This is a genomic window from Arthrobacter sp. ATA002, from assembly GCF_026898095.1.
GTDB lineage: Bacteria > Actinomycetota > Actinomycetes > Actinomycetales > Micrococcaceae > Arthrobacter_B.
In genome coordinates, this window is record NZ_CP114015.1 from 1,382,071 (window position 1) to 1,402,581 (window position 20,511).

Genomic DNA, 20,511 nt, shown 5'->3' on the forward strand with positions numbered 1-20,511 from the left:
CTCAGGCCTCCGTGTAGGGAATGAATGCGGTCACGCGGAATCCTCCGCCGGCCGCCGGACCGGCAGCCAATGTTCCATCGTAGAGGGCCACCCGCTCGCTCATGCCATTGATGCCCTGCCCCGAACCGGCGGAGGGCGGCGCCGGCGGCGGACTGTCCGCGCCGGCGCCGCGGCCGTCGTCGTGCACTGTGACCTGCAGCCCGCGGGGCGTCCATTCCAGGTCGACGCGGGCCTGCACCGAGGGACCGGCATGCTTGAGCACATTGGTCAGGGATTCCTGGATGACCCGGTACGCGGTGAGCTCGGCCCCGGCCGGAAGCCCGCGGCGCATCGTTCCGCTCCAGGCCACGCTGACGTCCAGCCCGGCCCGTTTGACGGCGTCCACCAGGGAGGGGACGTCCTCCAAAGACGGCAGGGGGCGGGTGGACGCGAGTTCATCCCCGCGGAGCACCCCGAGGAGGCGGCGCATTTCGCGCAGCGAGCCGCGGCCGGTCTCTGCAATAGTGCCCAGGGTCTTGGCCGCAATCTCCGGATCCTGGGCGCTCGCATACCGGGCGCCGTCGGCCTGGGTAATGATGACGGAGAGGGAATGGGCCACAATGTCGTGCATTTCCCGGGCAATGTGGGTCCGCTCATCGGCGGCGGCGAGATCACGTTCCTGCTGGCGTTCCACTTCCAGCCGGCGGGCGTGGTCCCGCAGCGCTTCCATTGCCAGCCGCCGGGTCCGGGCCAGATCGCCGAAGGTCCAGCAGACCAGGACGACGGCTTCCACGGCAACGAGGAACACCAGGTGCGCTCCAATAATGCCCGGGTTGGAACCCGGGGTGTAGGTCTGCAGGAAAAAATACTGCAGGAGAAACAGGAAACCGCCGATCATGGCCAGCACCAGACCAGTGAAGCTCGCCCACCGCGGCGCATTGGCGGCGAGTGCATACACCATGATCAGGACCAGTATGTCGGCGGGCAGCGCGGTGACCGGAACAAGGACCAGCTGGAGCAGGCAAGCCGCTGCCTGGACCGATGCGGCTGCCACGGTCCGTTTCCGCTTCCACGCCAGGGACATGCAGATGGCGATCGAGAGCAGGAACTCGACGATGTAGGGATGCCCCGTGAGCAGGAACGGAAAGGCGAAGAGCAGGCTTGCCGCCACGGCCTGGGCGAGGTCGACCTTGAAGGCGTTGGCCTGCATCCAGGCATGAATTCGACGGTGCACGAGCATGGACACCAACTCTAGGGCCGGCGGCCGGCAACACCTCATGCCACGGGGTGATCCCGCCGGGGAATGGGGGTCGGCTAGGATGAGCACGGACTATCAGCGCAGGTAAGGACGGTATTTGGTGCAGCACCACAGAGTTGGGCTGGGGGGTCGGCTCTTGGGACTGGCGGCAGGGATCCGCAGCCGGGGAAGTTCGGTGCCCGCATCCGCCTCCGCTTCTCCAGCGCCGCCGGGGCGCGGCGTGCCCGCGGTGGGACGCGCTGCGGCATTGGACGACGGCGGCACCGAAGATCCCCGCGAATACTTGGGCGGGTTGATCCTGGAGCCGCACGCAGCTTCCGCCGATCCCCGGCCCGCCATCCTTGCCGCCGCCGGCCCGGATCTTCTCGCGCGGCTGCAGGCCCATGGCCCGGTGGTGGCGCTGCTGCCGGGAGCCGCAACAGTGCAGGTCCGCCGGGGTGCTCCGCGGCTTTTGGTGATCGACCGCCGCACGCTGGACTCAGGATTGTGGGCGCACGCGGAAACGGGAGCCGGCAGTGTCCTTTTCCGGGAGCTCGCCGAACTGATCCGGCAGTGCCAGGACCTGCACATTGCCACCGTCTTCGTGGACTCCGGTGAGCCGGACCGTTTTTACACCTCGACGCTTCGCAAGCTGTGCCGCAACGTTCTGCCGCTGGCAGCCGAAGATCTGAACCCGGAGGGGACGGCCGGCTCCGCCTTGCTTATGGAACTCCAGGACTGGTCCGCGGCGGAGGTTTCGCATGTCCGGTAACCGAATGCTGGTGCTCTCCGAACAGCTGCTGCACGAAGATTCAGGCATACCGCCGACACTGGCCCGGGTAGTTGAGTCCCTGCCCGGGGCCGAGGTGCTGCGCAGCGCAGAGGTTCCCGGCGGTACCCGGGCGGATCTGCTGGCCGCGGCCCGCCGCAGGCACGCGGACCAGGTGTACGACGCCGTGATCTGCCAGGGCTTCTCCCTCGCCTACGCACTGGCGTCCGATCCGGCTTTCGCCGGCAGGCTGTGGCCCTTCATCGATGATGCGCCCGGGGAGGACAAGCTTCCCTTTCCCGGAGTGCGCTCCAAACTGGGGCAGATCGCCGGGACTTCCCGTTTCCTGCTCGCCGCCGATGAGGATGAGCGCAGCCTGCTGGAATCCTTCGTGCCGGAAAGCGCCGGAAAGGTCCTGATCCCGGGGACCGCGGCGTTCGACGCCGTCGTCTCACCGGCTCCGGCTCCGGCCGGGCCGGCCCGGCGGATCCTGCTGGCCGGACATGACCTGAAATTCACCGGTGAACTGGTGAACCATCTGGAAGCGGACCCGGGCTGCCGCCTCGTCATCGACCAGTGGACGTCGCTGCACACCCACGACGAGGCCGCCTCGCAGCGTGCGCTCGCCGACGCCGACACCGTCATCTGCGAATGGGCCGGCGGCAACGCCGTCTGGTACTCGCACCGCGTCCGTCCCGAGCAGCGGCTGATCATCCGCCTGCACGGCTTCGAAGTGCGCGGGGACTGGCTGAAGGACATCAATATCGACGCCGTGGACACGGTGGTCCTGGTTTCGGAGTTCTTCCGCAGCCAGGTGCTGGCCGCCACCGGATGGCCCCGCGAAAAGACGCTCGTCATCCCCAACATGGTGGACGCCGCAGACTTCCTCCGGCCCAAGGAGAGCGGCGCCGAATTCCGGCTGGGACTTGCTGGGATGGTGCCCTGGTTCAAGCGTCCCGACCGGGCGCTGGACATCCTGGCCGCCCTGCTGGACCTCGACGACCGGTATTCACTGCACATCCGCAGCCGCTACCCGTGGGAGTACGACTGGTTCTGGAACGGGCGGGTGGGGAACAGGAAGCCTACCGGCAGTTCTTTGCCCGCCTGCAGGCCGATCCCCGGCTGCGCTCGCGCGTGGCCTTCGAAAAGTTCGGCCCGGACATGGCCTCATGGTTCCGGCGCATCGGGTTCTGCCTTTCTCCCAGCCACCGCGAAACGTTTCATCTGGCACCTCTGGAGGCAGCGGCGTCGGGCGCTGTGCCCGTGCTGCTGGAACGGCCGGGGGCGGCGGATATCTTTGACCCGCGCTGGGTCTTCGGCACCACCGCTGACGCAGCCGCATTCATCCATGCCACCGCCATGGATCCGCGCGCCCGGGAGCGGGAAAGCGCTGCGGCGCTGCAGCTGGCGGGCACGTATGACGCCGCGGCGGTGCTGCCCCGGTGGGCCGGGCTGCTGGAAGCGGCGCGCGTGAGGGGACAGGGCCTGTTTTCCATCGTGTCCGCCGTGTACAACGCGGAGGAGTACCTCGACGCTTTTCTGGAATCGCTGGAGCAGCAGCGCTACCCGTTTGCCCTGCTGGACATCGTCCTCGTCGATGACGGCTCCACGGACGGGTCGCTGGACCGGATCGGCGCCTGGCAGCGCAAATACCCGGACCAAATCCGCGTCCTCACCGGAGCCAACGGCGGCCCCGGAGCGGCACGGAACCGCGGGCTCGATTTTTCCCGGAATCCGTGGATCACGTTTTGCGATCCCGACGACGTGCTGGACCCGGGGTATCTGGAACGGGTAGCGGGCTTCATCCGCCGGGACCGCAGCGGCAAGGCGGCGGCTGTGACCGGGCGGCTGATCCAGTTCTTCGAAGATACGGGGGACGTGCGGGACACCCATGCCCTGGCCTGGAAATTCTCCTCCGGCGAGCGCATCGTGGACCTGGACCGGGAACCCCATTACGTCCATCTCAGTGCCGGGACGGTGTTCCTGCGCAAGGCGGTGTTGGACAGCGCTGGCCTGCGGTTCGACGAGCGGATCCGTCCCACCTTCGAGGACGCACACCTGGTGGTCCGCTACCTGGGCAGCTGCCCCCGGCCCACCATCGGGCTGGTCCCGGATGCCCGGTATTACTACCGGCAGCGCGCAGCGGGCACCTCGCTGGCGCAGTCGGGCTGGGTCTCCGGCCACCGCTACACCTCGGTCCTCGAGCACGGGTACCTGGCCCTGCTGCAGGCGCTCGCGGACGACAACGGTTCCGCGCCGCGGTGGGCGCAGAACACGGTGCTGTACGACATCATGTGGTACTTCCTGGCGGACCGGGCCGTGCGCCACCCCGTCGCCGCACTGAGCGACACCCAGCGGCGGGACTTCCTGCAGTGGCTGGAAGACATCTTCTCCTTCATCGACACCGAAGCGATCCTGGACTTTGCGCTGGTGCCGGTCAACATCGACATCAGAACCGCTGTCGCGCTGCGCTTCAAGGGCAGCGTCCCTGCGGCCTGGCACGTGGACGCGCCCTCGCCGCAGAGCGCCGTGTGCCGGTACGCCTACTTTTACCGCGGGCAGCCGCCAATCGAGCGGTACCTCGATCCGGCCGAATCACCGCTGGCCCCGGCTACCTCCAAACGGATCGCGCACGAGTTCTTCGGAGAAGTGTTCGCGTGGCAGCGGGTGGTCCATTTCCCCGCCGCCGAGGAGCCCCGCTGCGAACTGGACGGCAGGATGCTCGAGCCCCGGTCCCGGCCCGGCCCGCCGCAGGCCCGGTATCTGCCGAAGGACACCTCCGCCGACCTGCGCCTGGACACCGGGCTGCCGGAACGGGCAGCACTGCGGGCGGCACGCTTCATTCCCGCCGCCGGGCTTCGCCGGCGGGTGCAGTCCAGGGTGCGCCGCACCTTCCATCCGGTGGGTACGGCGGCGGATTCGACGCCGGACCTGGCGCGCTTCGGCATCAAAGCGCCCGCACCGCCGGGGGCGGCACAGGCGGCCGAAGACGAACAGTTGAAACTGCGGGCTGCGGACCCCGACGTCCGTGCCCGGTACCAGGACGCCTGGCTGGTCATGGACCGCCCGGACCACGGCTTTGACAACGGTGAACACTTCTACCGCTACCTCGCTCGAAACCAGCCCGGCATCAACGCCTGGTTTGTGCTCAAGAGCGATTCACCGGACTGGTCCCGGCTGCAGGACGAAGGCTTTCGGCTGGTTCCCTGGGGCAGTGACGAACTGGTGCTCCTGGCGCTGAACGCCAAGTACCGAATATCCTCCGACGCGGCACTGCCGTCCTACTTTCCGATCGACCGGAAGCGCTTCGGCGGCGGCGCCGGCCGGTTTGTGTTCCTGCAGCACGGCGTGATCTGGAACGACCTCTCCCGCTGGCTCAACGACAAATGCATTGACCGTTTCATCACCAGTACACCGGCCGAATACGCATCACTGACCGAGGACGGCAGCGTCTACACCGTCACCGAACGCGAAGTGCGGCTGACCGGACTGGCCCGCTTCGATTCCCTGCACGAGCGGGCGGAGCAGCAGCGCCTGCAGGAAACGGCTCCCACCACCATCACGGTCATGCCGACCTGGCGGATGAACGTGGCCGAAGACATGGCCCGGGCCGCCACACCGTCCGAGCGGCGCGCCGTCCTGCTGGACAGCGAGTTCTACCGGCAGTGGACGGCATTCATATCCGACCCCCGGCTGCTCGCCCTGCTGCGCCGCACCGGGTTCCGACTGGCGTTCTTCGTCCATCCGTCGCTGGCCGCGGAGCTCACCGGCGACGCCCTGCCGGAGCATGTGGAGCTGTATCCCCGGCCCGGCGTCAGCCTGCATGACCTGGTGCTGGAGTCCGCGGCTTTTGTCACGGACTATTCCTCCACCGCCTTTGACGCCGCCTACATTGACCGCAACGTGCTCTACTTCCAGTTCGATGCGGCCACGTTCCTACGCGGGGACCACCCCGCCCGTCCCGGCTACTTCGACTATCAGCGCGACGGCTTCGGCCCCGTGGCCGGCAGCGTCGATGAGCTCCTCGCCAACCTCGAAGCCCTGGAACGGACCGGGTTCTCCGGGAATCCGGCCTACGCCGAGCGCGCGGCCGGCACCTTTGCCCACCGCGATGCCGGCAACTGTGCGCGCATCTTCGAGTCCGTGCTGGAACTGGAGAAGGACTAAATGCCCCACCCCGACGAACAGGGCGATCCGTCACTGCCCGCGCCCGACGGCGAACATGCGGAAATCTCCTACCTGGTCTCCCGCCTCGCCTGGGCCGAGCAGCAGGCAGCCGCCTACCAGCGCGACTACGAGGACATGCTGACCGCGAAAAATGACCTGCACCGTGAACTGTTCCAGGCCCGGGGCTCCCTGCGGGCGTTCCGCGCAGAAAATGCGGCGCTGAAGCAGCAGTCCAAGGCCGCCCCGGCGTCCATGTCCCGGCGGGCCCGGGCGCTGGCACGGAAACTGGGCATCACACGGTTATCCGGCTCCGCCGTTCCCGCCCCGGCCCGGAACTCTGCGTCCGATTCGGCACCGGCTCCGGCCTCCGCTCCGGCAGCTGTTTCGGCCCAAGCCGCCGCCCCCGCCACAACGCCTGCCGCCGGGTACCCGGTTCCGCCCCGGACCCTGTCCCCGGCCTACACCCGTGAACCCAACCGGGTTCTGGTGGTGGCGGATTCCGAAGAGCACCTCAGCGCCGCCGGGCGGGCAGCGGAACGCGGCCGCGACGTCGTCGTCCTCTTCCGCCCCGGGTTTCCCTGGGACACCGGCCGGCCCTTCGGCTATCCCCGCCGGATCTGCGCCGACAACCCCGCGGGGTTTGTCACTGTCTACAGCCCGGACGCGGATATCCGGGCCGAGAACCCGCACCACTTCGTGGACCGCGCCGCTGACGCGATCGTGCGGGAGGCGCGGCTTCGCCGTCCCGCCGTGCTGCTGGCCGACGGCGGGGAAGCCACCCGCCTGGCGGTCCTGGTGGCCGGGCGGCGGCTGGGCATCGCCGTCGCCTTTGAACCTGCTCCGGATCTGCCGGAGGCCCAGGTGGGGGAGGAGTATGCCGAGGCGGATCCCGTCACCTTCGAACTCCTGCCCGGCCGGAACGCTGGGCCGCTGCGCGCACTGCGGCAGCTGCACGCCGGCGTTATTTGTGATGAGTTCACCGGCCAGCTGCTGGAAAACTCCCTGCGCACCACCGCCGTCACCCCAGGGAGCTGGCAGCAGCAGCTGGAAACCGAGCAGTGGGATGCCCTCATCGTGGAGTCGGCCTGGCTGGGAAACGCCGGAGCATGGGAAATCTCGGACTACTACACGGACCAAAAGGGCTACGAGAACCTGGCAGCCCTGGTGGCGGCCTGCCGGTCCCGCGGCGTTCCCACCGTGTTCTGGAACAAGGAAGATCCCATCCATTACCGCCGGTTCCGGCGGGTCGCGGGATTGTTCGACCACGTGCTGACCACCGACCACGGATCGCTGCCGCACTACCAGGAGAATCCCCGGGCGAAGGGGCTAACGCATTCGTCGCTCACCTTTTTCGCGGATCCCGCCCTGCACAATCCGCTGCCGGGCAGCGCCGCACCGGAAACGGCCGTTGCGTACGCGGGCACGTATTACGGGTCCCGGTTCCCGGAGCGGTCCCGGCAGATGCTCCGGCTGTTCGCGGCGAGCCAGCCGTACGGACCGATCATCTTCGACCGGCACAGCAGCGACCCGGACGCGCGCAAGGCCTACCCGGACGAGCTCCGCGGCCTCATCCGCGGCGGCCTGACGTACACGGAAACCCTCGACGCCTACAAGGCGTTTCCGGTGCATCTGAACTTCAACTCCGCCCCGTGGTCCGAGACCATGTTCTCCCGCCGGGTCGTGGAGATCGCGGCCAGCGGCACCGCGGTGTACAGCGCGGACGGGCAGGGTATCCGCAGCGCGCTCGGAGACGTTTTTCCCGTTTCCGCGGAGGAGGAGGTCTACCGGGCGCAGGTTTCCCGCTGGATGACGGATGAGGCTGCCCGCAAAACCGCTGCCTGGGCCCAGCTGCGCACCGTGTACCGCGCCCATCTGTCCGGCCATGCCCTGGCCGTCCTCTTCCGGACCATCGGCATTCCCGCCGCCGCCCCGCAGCCGGGGCGGGCGGCCCTGCGCGTGGACCGGCTGACGCCGGACACGGCCCGAGAACTGCGTGAGCAGTCGGTCCGGCCGGCGCTGGTGCTGGCGGACACGGCCGACGACGGCGGCGCGGCAGTGCTGGAGCAGGCCGGGATTGCGCTGCACCAGGGACGCGGGACCGGGCCGGAGAAACTGCAGGAACTGGGCATCGAGTGGACCGGGTCCTGGTCTCCGGGGCAGCCGCGCACCCTTCTGGAGGACCTGCTCACCGGGGCTGCCTTTGGACAGTGGGAGAGCATCACCATGGTCCGGGATACGGGCAACGGATGGAGCCCGCTGGCGGCGGTGACGGCCGGCGTTCCGGAAGCACAGCCCCGGATGGGGCAACTGTCCCGGGTGGACGGCAGCGGAACCGGCCACCTCACCCTCGTGCACCCGCGGAACGGACATCCCTAGTCCACCATGTGGGACGGGTTGCCCGGGATATGGACGGTTTTCCTAGACTGTCGATATGAGCGCACAGTCCTCCTCCGTTTCCCTGGCCGTCATTCCCGGCGACGGCATCGGCCCCGAAGTCACGGCCGAAGCCGTCAAGGTGCTGCTTGCCGCCACCAAAAACAGCTCCGTCCGGTTTGACCTGACGGAGTACCCGCTCGGAGCCGAGCACTGGCTCGCGACCGGCGAAACCCTCCCGGACGAGACCCTGGAAGCGCTCAAGGGCCACGACGCGATCCTCTTCGGCGCCGTCGGCGGCGCCCGGGGACAAGAGCATCCCCTCCGGGCTGATCGAGCGGGACATGCTGCTCAAGCTGCGCTTCAGCCTGGACCACTATGTGAACCTGCGCCCGTCCCGGCTCTACCCCGGCATTGGCAGCCCGCTGGCCACCCCGGGCACGGTGGATTTCATTGTGGTCCGCGAAGGCACCGAAGGCCCGTACACCGGCAACGGTGGCGTCCTGCGTGAAGGCACTGGGCAGGAGGTGGCCACCGAGGTCTCCCTGAACACCGCCCACGGCGTCGAGCGCGTGGTCCGTGACGCGTTCCGCCGCGCCAACGACCGGCCGCGCAAAAAACTCACGCTGGTCCACAAGCACAACGTGCTGGTGTACGCCGGCCGGCTCTGGAAACGCACCGTGGAGCGCGTCGCCGCCGAATTCCCTGACGTGAGCCACGACTACCTCCACGTGGACGCGGCCACCATCTTCCTGGTGACTGATCCGTCACGCTTTGACGTGATCGTCACTGACAACCTCTTCGGCGACATCATCACCGACCTGGCCGCCGCGGTTACCGGCGGCATCGGGCTGGCTGCCTCCGGCAACCTCAACATGGACGGGACCTTCCCCTCCATGTTCGAACCGGTGCACGGTTCAGCCCCCGACATCGCGGGCCAGCAGAAGGCCGACCCCACCGCCGCGATCCTCTCCGCCGCACTCATGCTCCGCCATCTGGGTCTGGAAAAAGAGGCGGTCCGCGTGGAAGAAGCCGTGGAAGCCGACGTCGCCGCCCGCACCGGGAAGCCGCGCACGACGGCGGAGATCGGCGATGCGATAAGCACAGCGGTGTCATAAGCTCGGGACGTACCAGTAACCATTTCGTCGGGCGGCCGCGCCGTCCACCGTGGAGGAAAAATGTCTGTCAGCGCTCTGGAATTCAGCCAGGAGCTCTCGCCCACCCGAAGCCGGCCGAGGAGCGTGCGGCCATTCTGGCCAACCCCGGATTCGGCGACTACTTCACGGACCACACCGCGGTCATTGATTACAAGACTGACGAGTCCGGTACCGGGGTATGGCAGAACGCCCGGATCGAACCCTACGGACCCATCGCCATGGACCCGGCCGCTGCAGTGCTGCACTACGGCCAGGAGATCTTCGAGGGACTGAAGGCCTACCGGCACGCCGACGGCTCGGTCTGGAGCTTTCGCCCCGAGGCCAACGCGGCCCGGCTGAACCTCTCGGCCCGCCGCCTGGCACTGCCGGAGCTGCCGGAGGAACTGTTCCTGGAATCCCTGCGCCGGCTCGTGGCCCTGGACAAAGACTGGATCCCGGAGGGCGACGGCGCCGCCCTGTACCTGCGGCCGTTCATGATTGCCACCGAGGCCTTCCTCGGCGTGCGCCCGTCCCGTGAAGTTTCCTACCGCGTGATTGCCTCCCCGGCCGGGAATTACTTCGGCGGGGAACTGAAGCCGGTCTCCATCTGGCTGTCCACCAAGTACGCCCGAGCCGGCCGCGGCGGCACCGGTGAAGCCAAGTGCGGCGGCAACTACGCGGCATCGCTGATCGCCCAGATGGAAGGCGAAGCGAACGGCTGCAAGCAGGTCCTGTTCCTGGATGAGTCCAACGACAACGCCGTGGAAGAACTCGGCGGCATGAACGTGTTCTTCGTCTACAAGGACGGCTCGCTGGTAACCCCGGCACTGTCCGGCACCATCCTGCACGGCATCACCCGGTCCTCGGTCCTGCAGCTGGGCCGCGACCGCGGCATGAACGTCCAGGAACGCAGGATCACCCTGGATGAATGGCGCGACGGCGTAGCCTCCGGCGACATCACCGAGGTCTTCGCCTGCGGCACCGCGGCTGTCATCACGCCAGTCGGCGAACTGAAGACCGAAACCGAGAGCATCGGCTCCGCAGACGCGGTGGCCGGCCCCGTCACCATGTCCATCCGCGAGCAGCTGCTCGGTGTCCAGACCGGAACGGTCGAAGACACCCACGGCTGGCTCACCCGCCTGGCCTAACCCAACGAAATGACCCCGATGTCCACCACCGCCCTGATCCGCAGCAGCCCACTGACCCGCTTTGCCCTGGCGCCGAACCCCGGCCCCATGAGTTTGGAGGGCACCAACAGCTACGTCATTGCTGCCGAGGGATCAGAACGCGTGGCGGTGGTGGACCCGGGGCCGCTGGACGAGGGACACCTGCAGCTGCTGGCTTCGGCCGGCACGGTGGAGCTGATCCTGGTGACGCACCGCCACGCCGACCACACCGAAGCCAGCCGGCGATTCGCGGAAATAACAGGTGCTCCCGTCCGGGCCGTGGATCCTGCGTTGTGCGTGGACGGTGAGCCGCTGGCCGACGGCGAGGTGCTGCAGGCCGGGGGAGTGGAAATCCGTGTAGTGGCCACTCCCGGGCACACGTCCGATTCCGCGTGTTTCCATCTGCCGGCGGACGGCGACGGCGGATCGGTGCTGACCGGAGACACCATTCTGGGGCGCGGCACCACGGTGCTGGACTTTCCGGATGGAACGCTGGGGGACTATCTGGCCAGCCTGGAGCGGCTGGCGGCACTGGGGCACGCAACGGTCCTGCCGGGGCACGGACCCGTGCTGCCGGATCTCAGTTCGGTGGTCCTGACCTACCGGGACCACCGCGAGGAGCGGCTGGAGCAGATCCGTGCGGCCCTGGCGGAGGCGGGGCCTGATGCGGCCGTGTCCCGGGTCGCGGACCTGGTGTACGCGGACGTGCCGGAGAACGTCCGCCCGGCCGCTGAATTGTCGGTGGCCGCTCAGCTGCAGTACCTGAGGGAAGCTGTGTGAGCGCTTCCACCGTGGGTGGGCTTGCAGCAGTGGGCTGACACGTTGCAGACTGAGTATGTCCGTTTTCGAGGTCGAACCGGAGTGCGGGAAAGTTTGGCGCAGCGTGCAGGAGGTCACACTCCAGCGGTTTGCGCGGACCGCCGGGGCTGTGTAAAGTTGAGTGAGTTGCCCCGGTGAGCGCCTGACAGACACTGCGAAGTGTATCTGCACGTGAGACTCCCGGAAGCGGCAGCAAAACCCCAACACAAGAGCACCGGAGATAATCCGGACGCTTTGTAACGGGTTTTCTTCGGACGAATGAAGCAAATAGCGGGAATTATCCCGAATTGCCAAAAACGGTCCGGATGAAATAGAATAAAGAAACACTGCAGCGAAGAGAAAAGAAAAAACGCGGTCCGGTTCACGGATTGTTTTCCGAGTATTTCGCATGCATCTGTTGTTTGAGAACTCAATAGTGTGCCAAGTTTATTGATACCAATTATTTTGATTGGTTGAACTGGTTGTTTCCGCCCACCCCGTGGGCTGGGAGCAGCTTTTTTAGCTGGTTTCGAATTTAGTGCAGGACTGTGCAGCCAATTTTCCTTGGCTCCGGCCCTGTGTCTGTAACACATTTACGGAGAGTTTGATCCTGGCTCAGGATGAACGCTGGCGGCGTGCTTAACACATGCAAGTCGAACGATGACTTTTGTGCTTGCACAAAATGATTAGTGGCGAACGGGTGAGTAACACGTGAGTAACCTGCCCTTTAACTTCGGGATAAGCCTGGGAAACCGGGTCTAATACCGGATACGACTTCCTGACGCATGTCATGGGAGTGGAAAGCTTGATGCGGTTTTGGATGGACTCGCGGCCTATCAGCTAGTTGGTTGGGGTAATGGCCCACCAAGGCGACGACGGGTAGCCGGCCTGAGAGGGTGACCGGCCACACTGGGACTGAGACACGGCCCAGACTCCTACGGGAGGCAGCAGTGGGGAATATTGCACAATGGGCGAAAGCCTGATGCAGCGACGCCGCGTGAGGGACGAAGGCCTTCGGGTTGTAAACCTCTTTCAGCAGGGAAGAAGCGAAAGTGACGGTACCTGCAGAAGAAGCGCCGGCTAACTACGTGCCAGCAGCCGCGGTAATACGTAGGGCGCAAGCGTTATCCGGAATTATTGGGCGTAAAGAGCTCGTAGGCGGTTTGTCGCGTCTGCTGTGAAAGCCCGGGGCTCAACCCCGGGTCTGCAGTGGGTACGGGCAGACTAGAGTGCAGTAGGGGAGACTGGAATTCCTGGTGTAGCGGTGAAATGCGCAGATATCAGGAGGAACACCGATGGCGAAGGCAGGTCTCTGGGCTGTAACTGACGCTGAGGAGCGAAAGCATGGGGAGCGAACAGGATTAGATACCCTGGTGGTCCATGCCGTAAACGTTGGGCACTAGGTGTGGGGGACATTCCACGTTTTCCGCGCCGCAGCTAACGCATTAAGTGCCCCGCCTGGGGAGTACGGCCGCAAGGCTAAAACTCAAAGGAATTGACGGGGCCCGCACAAGCGGCGGAGCATGCGGATTAATTCGATGCAACGCGAAGAACCTTACCAAGGCTTGACATGAACCGGAAAGACCTGGAAACAGGTCCCCCACTTGTGGCCGGTTTACAGGTGGTGCATGGTTGTCGTCAGCTCGTGTCGTGAGATGTTGGGTTAAGTCCCGCAACGAGCGCAACCCTCGTTCTATGTTGCCAGCGCGTTATGGCGGGGACTCATAGGAGACTGCCGGGGTCAACTCGGAGGAAGGTGGGGACGACGTCAAATCATCATGCCCCTTATGTCTTGGGCTTCACGCATGCTACAATGGCCGGTACAAGGGTTGCGATACTGTGAGGTGGAGCTAATCCCAAAAAGCCGGTCTCAGTTCGGATTGAGGTCTGCAACTCGACCTCATGAAGTTGGAGTCCGCTAGTAATCGCAGATCAGCAACGCTGCGGTGAATACGTTCCCGGGCCTTGTACACACCGCCCGTCAAGTCACGAAAGTTGGTAACACCCGAAGCCGGTGGCCTAACCCCCTTGCGGGGAGGGAGCCGTCGAAGGTGGGACCGGCGATTGGGACTAAGTCGTAACAAGGTAGCCGTACCGGAAGGTGCGGCTGGATCACCTCCTTTCTAAGGAGCACCTCAAAGCCCGGATCCTTCCACAGTGTTGGATGTGTGCTTTGCAGGAGATGCCCATGTCGGAAATATTCGTTTTCCGGTGGGTGCTCAAGGGTGGAATATCAATGAGCAGGTGCCCGGCGTTGGGCCCGGCAGCAGAGTACGTTCCCTTCCGGGAACTGGAAAGCGCTGCCGGTGTCTTCAAGTACCGGGTTTTACCGTTTGGCACACTGTTGGGTCCTGAAATAACAGGACCGAAGAACTGACAACTGCATGTTTGGTTGGAGGGGACACGGGTTTTTCGTGTTGTTTCCGGTTGTTTCTGCGCAGGTCCAAGACTGTCCACGGTGTATCCGTGGTGGTGGCGGGGTGTGACGGGGTTGTTGTTTGAGAACTACATAGTGGACGCGAGCATCTTAAAATTCATTAAGTGCAATTTCAGATAAACCTGGTGGATCCAGGGGTCATCCTTTGGGGTGGTGCCTGGTGAGATCATGGTTTTCTCGATAGCGATAATATTTATTGATCTTTGTGGTCAAGTTTTTTTAAGGGCACACGGTGGATGCCTTGGCATCGGGAGCCGAAGAAGGACGTAGGAATCTGCGATAAGCCTGGGGGAGTTGATAACCGAGCGGTGATCCCAGGATGTCCGAATGGGGAAACCCCGCCCGGCGCGCGAGTGACCGGGTGACCCGCATCTGAACACCATAGGGTGCGTGGAGGGAACGTGGGGAAGTGAAACATCTCAGTACCCACAGGAAGAGAAAACAACAGTGATTCCGTTAGTAGTGGCGAGCGAACGCGGAAGAGGCTAAACCAGTGGTGTGTGATAGCCGGCGGGCGTTGCATCACTGGGGTTGCGGGACTTTCCGTACCAGTTTCTGCCGGATTGGTGAAGTGAGTGCAGGTGCATAGGTGAACCGGTTTGAAAGCCGGGCCGTAGAGGGTGTTAGCCCCGTAACCGGAATGTATGCTGCCGCTTGGAGAGGATCCCAAGTAGCACGGGGCCCGAGAAATCCCGTGCGAATCTGCCAGGACCACCTGGTAAGCCTAAATACTCCCTGATGACCGATAGCGGACAAGTACCGTGAGGGAAAGGTGAAAAGTACCCCGGGAGGGGAGTGAAACAGTACCTGAAACCGTGTGCCTACAATCCGTTGGAGCAGGGCAGCATCCTTTTGGGGTGTTGTGGTTGTGACAGCGTGCCTTTTTGAAGAATGAGCCTGCGAGTTAGTGTTACGTCGCGAGGTTAACCCGTGGGGGAAGCCGTAGCGAAAGCGAGTCTGAACAGGGCGTTGCAGTGGCGTGATCTAGACCCGAAGCGGAGTGATCTACCCATGGCCAGGTTGAAGCGCGTGTAAGAGCGCGTGGAGGACCGAACCCACTTCAGTTGAAAATGGAGGGGATGAGCTGTGGGTAGGGGTGAAAGGCCAATCAAACTCCGTGATAGCTGGTTCTCCCCGAAATGCATTTAGGTGCAGCGTTGCGTGTTTCTTACCGGAGGTAGAGCTACTGGATGGCTAATGGGCCCTACAAGGTTACTGACGTCAGCCAAACTCCGAATGCCGGTAAGTCAGAGCGCAGCAGTGAGACTGTGGGGGATAAGCTTCATAGTCGAGAGGGAAACAGCCCAGACCACCAACTAAGGCCCCTAAGCGTGTGCTAAGTGGGAAAGGATGTGGAGTTGCTCAGACAACCAGGAGGTTGGCTTAGAAGCAGCCATCCTTGAAAGAGTGCGTAATAGCTCACTGGTCAAGTGATTCCGCGCCGACAATGTAGCGGGGCTCAAGTACACCGCCGAAGTTGTGGCATTCAAATATTAGCCAAGCGGATGGTTTTATCCATTTTCGTTCAAGCGTTTGGATGGGTAGGGGAGCGTCGTGTGGGCAGTGAAGTCGCGGTGTAAACCAGCGGTGGAGCCTACACGAGTGAGAATGCAGGCATGAGTAGCGAAAGACGGGTGAGAAACCCGTCCGCCGAATGATCAAGGGTTCCAGGGTCAAGCTAATCTGCCCTGGGTAAGTCGGGACCTAAGGCGAGGCCGACAGGCGTAGTCGATGGACAACGGGTTGATATTCCCGTACCGGCGAAGAACCGCCCATACTGAACGGGGGACACTAACCGCCCGATACCTGACCGTTAGCCCTTGTGGCGACATGGTTTTTGGTGGAGCGCGGGACCTGATCCCGGGAGGTAAGCGTATTAACAGGTGTGACGCAGGAAGGTAGCCGGGCCGGGCGATGGTTGTCCTGGTCTAAGGATGTAGGGTCAGCGATAGGTAAATCCGTTGCTGTGTCTTTGATGACGATCCTGAGATCTGACGGGACCCCTCGGGGGGAATCCGGTGATCCTATGCTGCCTAGAAAAGCATCGGCGCGAGGTTTTAGCCGCCCGTACCCCAAACCGACACAGGTGATCAGGTAGAGAATACTAAGGCGATCGAGAGAATTATGGTTAAGGAACTCGGCAAAATGCCCCCGTAACTTCGGGAGAAGGGGGGCCCCAACCTTGATGGACACATTGCTGTCCGGAGGGGATCGGGGCCGCAGAGACCAGGGGGAAGCGACTGTTTACTAAAAACACAGGTCCGTGCGAAGTCGCAAGACGATGTATACGGACTGACTCCTGCCCGGTGCTGGAAGGTTAAGAGGACCGGTTAGCCCCTCGTGGGCGAAGCTGGGAATTTAAGCCCCAGTAAACGGCGGTGGTAACTATAACCATCCTAAGGTAGCGAAATTCCTTGTCGGGTAAGTTCCGACCTGCACGAATGGAGTAACGACTTCCCCGCTGTCTCAACCATAAACTCGGCGAAATTGCAGTACGAGTAAAGATGCTCGTTACGCGCAGCAGGACGGAAAGACCCCGAGACCTTTACTATAGTTTGGTATTGATATTCGGTGTGGCTTGTGTAGGATAGGTGGGAGACTGTGAGGCCCGGACGCCAGTTCGGGCGGAGTCATCGTTGAAATACCACTCTGGTCATACTGGATATCTAACTTCGGCCCGTAATCCGGGTCAGGGACAGTGCCTGATGGGTAGTTTAACTGGGGCGGTTGCCTCCTAAAGAGTAACGGAGGCGCCCAAAGGTTCCCTCAGCCTGGTTGGCAATCAGGTGGCGAGTGTAAGTGCACAAGGGAGCTTGACTGTGAGAGAGACATCTCGAGCAGGGACGAAAGTCGGGACTAGTGATCCGGCGGTACATTGTGGAATGGCCGTCGCTCAACGGATAAAAGGTACCTCGGGGATAACAGGCTGATCTTGCCCAAGAGTCCATATCGACGGCATGGTTTGGCACCTCGATGTCGGCTCGTCGCATCCTGGGGCTGGAGTAGGTCCCAAGGGTTGGGCTGTTCGCCCATTAAGCGGTACGCGAGCTGGGTTTAGAACGTCGTGAGACAGTTCGGTCCCTATCCGCTGCGCGCGCAGGAAATTTGAGAAGGGCTGTCCTTAGTACGAGAGGACCGGGACGGACGAACCTCTGGTGTGTCAGTTGTACTGCCAAGTGCACCGCTGATTAGCTACGTTCGGATGGGATAACCGCTGAAAGCATCTAAGCGGGAAGCCCGCTTCGAGATGAGATTTCCATACACCTTGTGTGTGAGAGGCCCCCAGCCAGACCACTGGGTTGATAGGCCGGATGTGGAAGCGGGGACTAAAGACCCGTGAAGCTGACCGGTACTAATAGGCCGATAACTTACACCACACCATGATCTGGGCGGGAAACGACTTCAAACGTTCCGGCCAGAGAAGGATCATGTTAGATCATGTGTTGCTTGCGTCCACTATGTGGTTCCCGGATAACAAACCCGTGTGGTTTGTCACCCGGGAACAGGTCATCAGACTGTCTTTACCGGCGGTGTGATGGTTTAGAATTGTTATTGTTGTATTCACCTATGGGGAATACGCGCTGAGGTGGCTGGGGTTTCCTGGTTGCCGGGGGTGTGTGTTTCTTGTTGTGACCATTGTTTTCCCCCTCGCCCCGGGGTTTGTTTGCCGGGGTGGTGTGGGTGGAAGGGTTACGGCGGTCATAGCGTGGGGAAACGCCCGGTCCCATTCCGAACCCGGAAGCTAAGACCCACAGCGCCGATGGTACTGCATCCGGGAGGGTGTGGGAGAGTAGGTCACCGCCGGACAATTGTTTGGTTGAGAGAGTAAGGCCCCGCATGGTTGCGGGGCCTTACTTGTCTAACCAATGACTTAGCCGGTACTGCTGCGGGTCCTCCGCTGCCTAGGCTGTCTTCGTTCAAATGGTCAGGATCTGTCCTCTGGCTTCTATTCACTCTCGGGACTGCCCCGGGTTTGCTTGACTCCTAATTTGTGAGCATTCGTTCCTTGCAGCAAGGATGATCAACATGCCCAAGCCTTTCCCCGCTGAGTTCCGCCGCGACGTTAGTCGCCGTGGCAGGCAAGCATGAAGCCCCGATCTCCCAGATCGCCAAAGACTTCGGAATTTCCGAAGCAACCCTGCACAACTGGCTCAAGAAAGCCGACATTGAGGACGGCACCCGTCCCAGCGTGACCGAGAAGGAAGCCGCGGAACTCCGAGATGCCAGGAAACGGATCCGCGTGCTGGAACAGGAGAACGAGATCCTGCGCCGTGCGGCGGCGTTCTTCCCCAGCGAGCTGCCCCAAAATAAACCCAGCCGGTCCATGACCTTGCCGCGGACGGTCTGGGTTTCCCCAAACAGGCCTTCTACGCGCGGAAGGCGGCGCCCGTCACGGAGCGTGACTGGTCTGATGCGCACCTCATCAACGCCGCTGTCGATGTCCATCGGGACGATCCGGCATTCGGATACGGTTCATCGCCAACGAGATCGAAGATCAGGGTTTCAGTGCCGGAGAGAACCGGGTGGCACGGCTGTGCAGCAGACAGCGGATCTGGTCCGTGTTCGCCAAGAACGCGGCCTGATCCGCAATGCAGGCCCGCCGGCATGATCACGTCAGGCGGGACTTCACCGCGACGGCGCCGGATCGGTTGTGGCTGACGGACATTACCGAGCCCCGGACCGATGAGGCAAGCTTTATGTGTGCGCAATCAAGGATGTTTATTCCAATCGGATCGTGGGGTATTCCATCGATTCCCGGATGAAAGCGTCGCTGGCTGTTTCGGCTCTGCACAACGCCCGATATCGCTCAGGGAACCGGCAGGAACGGTGGTGCACAGCGACTGCGGTTCTCGATTTTTTCGTACGGACGCTGGAAGGCAACAAGCGAAAGGATCTATGGGCGGGTCGGCGCTTGCGCCGATAACGCGGCCATGGAGTCTTTCTTCTCGCTCCTGCAGAAGAATGTCCTGGATCGCCAGCGCTGGTCCACGAGGGCAGATCTGCGTCTGGCCATTGTGACCTTGATCGAGAAAACGTACCACTGGAAACGCCGTCAGCAGCGGCTTGGGCGGCTATCCCGGTCGAGTTTGAGGCCGATCAATATCGGCCTCAAAGCGGCCTGAGAACACTATGAACCGTCCCGAGTTTGATGCCGCTATCTTCTTTGAGAAAGATAGTGACTATGCCCAAGCAGTTCCCGCCCGAAGTCCGTGACCGTGCAGTGCGCATGACCTTGGATCGATTGTCCGAATACCAGTCTGTCTATGCTGCCTGCAAGGCACTGGCACCAAAGCTCGGAGTCGGCCCTGAATCGCTACGCCGCTGGGTTGTCCAGGGAAGACCGGACCAAGCACTGATGAGCTGGAGGAGATCAAGCGGCTCCGGGCTGAAGTGCGGGACTTGAAAGAGTCGAACGAGATCCTCAAGCAGGCATCGTTTTTCTTCGCGAGGGAACTCGACCCTCGCCGCCGCTGATCTGTCGATTCATCGACGAAATGCGCGCTGAAGGTTATGCGGTCGAGTCGATCTGTGCCGTCCTGCGGGAGCAGGGCGTGCAGGTCGCCGCACGAACCTACCGGGCGTGGAAGAAACGCCTGCCAGCCCAGCGCACCATCGAAGACGCCCGCATCACCGACGCGCTCCGCAGTTTGAAAGTCCCCGATGCGAAAGGGCGTCCCCGGCCCGAGATCATCTACGCGAGGCGGAAAATGACGCAGTGGCTGCGCCGGCACGGGTTCCCGGAAGCCTCCAAACACACCGTGGACCGGATCATGCGCGAAGAGGGTATGAACGGCCTGATCAGAGGCCGCAAGACCCGCACCACCATCCCCAGCAAGGACGGCCGCCGCGCCGGCGACCTGCTGAACCGGGACTTCACCGCTCCGGCCCCGAACCGGATCTGGGTCACCGATTTCACCTACGTCCCGGTCTACTCCGGATTCGTCTACGTCGCCCTGGTCATCGACCTGTACTCCCGGGCGATCGTCGGCTGGGAAACCTCCACCGTCAAGGACACCGCGTTCGTCGAACACTGCCTGCGGATGGCCCTGTGGCGACGCGAACACACCAGGCGACCGGCACCGGCGGGACTGATCCATCATTCAGATGCCGGCAGCCAATACACCTCGATCCGTTATACGGACACCCTGGCCCTGGAGGGCCTTCAGCCCTCCATTGGCAGCGTGGGTAATGCATATTACAATGCAGCCGCCGAGACCGTGATGGGGCTGTTCAAGAACGAGGCCGTCGCGAAGGATTCACCGTTCCGCAGCGGGGCGCTGAAGACCGAAACCGACGTAATGGAGATCGTCTTCGAGTGGGTCCACTTGTACAACAATGAACGCCTGCATTCCGCCCTGGATCACCAGACGCCAGAGGAATATGAGCAGGCATATTATGATCTACAACCGGCCCGTTACCCGACGACGCCGCCAACAAACAGGCGGCAT

General features: G+C 63.2%; 6 protein-coding genes, 3 rRNA genes and 4 pseudogenes. 12 read left to right on the forward strand and 1 reads right to left on the reverse strand.

Translation table 11 applies throughout. The features are described from left to right. Position 1: 1 nt before the first annotated feature. Positions 2-1,219 carry a sensor histidine kinase gene (locus OL239_RS06900; RefSeq protein WP_268911246.1) on the reverse strand — a complete coding sequence of 406 codons (1,218 nt, stop codon included), beginning with the start codon at positions 1,217-1,219 and terminating at the stop codon, positions 2-4. 193 nt (positions 1,220-1,412) lie between these two features. Between OL239_RS06900 and OL239_RS06905 the strand changes: the two genes are divergently transcribed. The 12 genes and pseudogenes from OL239_RS06905 to OL239_RS06960 all read left to right on the forward strand — a co-directional run. Continuing rightward, positions 1,413-1,988, forward strand: a complete 576-nt coding sequence (locus OL239_RS06905) for a hypothetical protein (RefSeq protein WP_268911247.1) — start codon at positions 1,413-1,415, stop codon at positions 1,986-1,988. Then, positions 1,978-3,459: a hypothetical protein gene (locus OL239_RS06910; protein WP_268911248.1), complete on the forward strand. Its 1,482-nt coding sequence runs from the start codon at positions 1,978-1,980 to the stop codon at positions 3,457-3,459. The genes OL239_RS06905 and OL239_RS06910 overlap by 11 nt, the downstream gene beginning before the upstream one ends. Further along, on the forward strand, positions 3,345-6,152 hold the full coding sequence (locus tag OL239_RS06915; protein ID WP_268911690.1) for a bifunctional glycosyltransferase/CDP-glycerol:glycerophosphate glycerophosphotransferase: 2,808 nt from the start codon (positions 3,345-3,347) through the stop codon (positions 6,150-6,152). The genes OL239_RS06910 and OL239_RS06915 overlap by 115 nt, the downstream gene beginning before the upstream one ends. Further along, positions 6,153-8,528 (forward strand): CgeB family protein, encoded by a 2,376-nt coding sequence (locus tag OL239_RS06920; RefSeq protein ID WP_268911249.1) that lies wholly within the window; start codon positions 6,153-6,155, stop codon positions 8,526-8,528. Between the two features lie 55 nt (positions 8,529-8,583). Then, a pseudogene (locus OL239_RS06925) lies at positions 8,584-9,643 on the forward strand (3-isopropylmalate dehydrogenase). Between the two features lie 60 nt (positions 9,644-9,703). Next, a pseudogene (locus OL239_RS06930) lies at positions 9,704-10,809 on the forward strand (branched-chain amino acid aminotransferase). A 9-nt stretch (positions 10,810-10,818) separates the two neighbouring features. Beyond that, the gene (locus OL239_RS06935; RefSeq protein WP_268911250.1) at positions 10,819-11,607 is read left to right on the forward strand and encodes an MBL fold metallo-hydrolase; all 789 of its coding nucleotides are present in this window, start codon (positions 10,819-10,821) and stop codon (positions 11,605-11,607) included. A 610-nt stretch (positions 11,608-12,217) separates the two neighbouring features. Further along, a 16S ribosomal RNA gene (locus tag OL239_RS06940) occupies positions 12,218-13,748 on the forward strand. Between the two features lie 521 nt (positions 13,749-14,269). Then, positions 14,270-17,439 (forward strand): 23S ribosomal RNA (locus OL239_RS06945). Positions 17,440-17,753: 314 nt separating this feature from the next. Further along, positions 17,754-17,869: ribosomal RNA gene (gene rrf / locus OL239_RS06950) — 5S ribosomal RNA — on the forward strand. Together the 16S, 23S and 5S rRNA genes form the textbook arrangement of a ribosomal RNA operon. Before the next feature lie 219 nt (positions 17,870-18,088). Continuing rightward, positions 18,089-19,196: pseudogene (locus OL239_RS06955) on the forward strand (IS3 family transposase). A 48-nt stretch (positions 19,197-19,244) separates the two neighbouring features. Next, positions 19,245-20,487: pseudogene (locus OL239_RS06960) on the forward strand (IS3 family transposase); the annotation flags it as partial. Positions 20,488-20,511 lie beyond the last annotated feature (24 nt).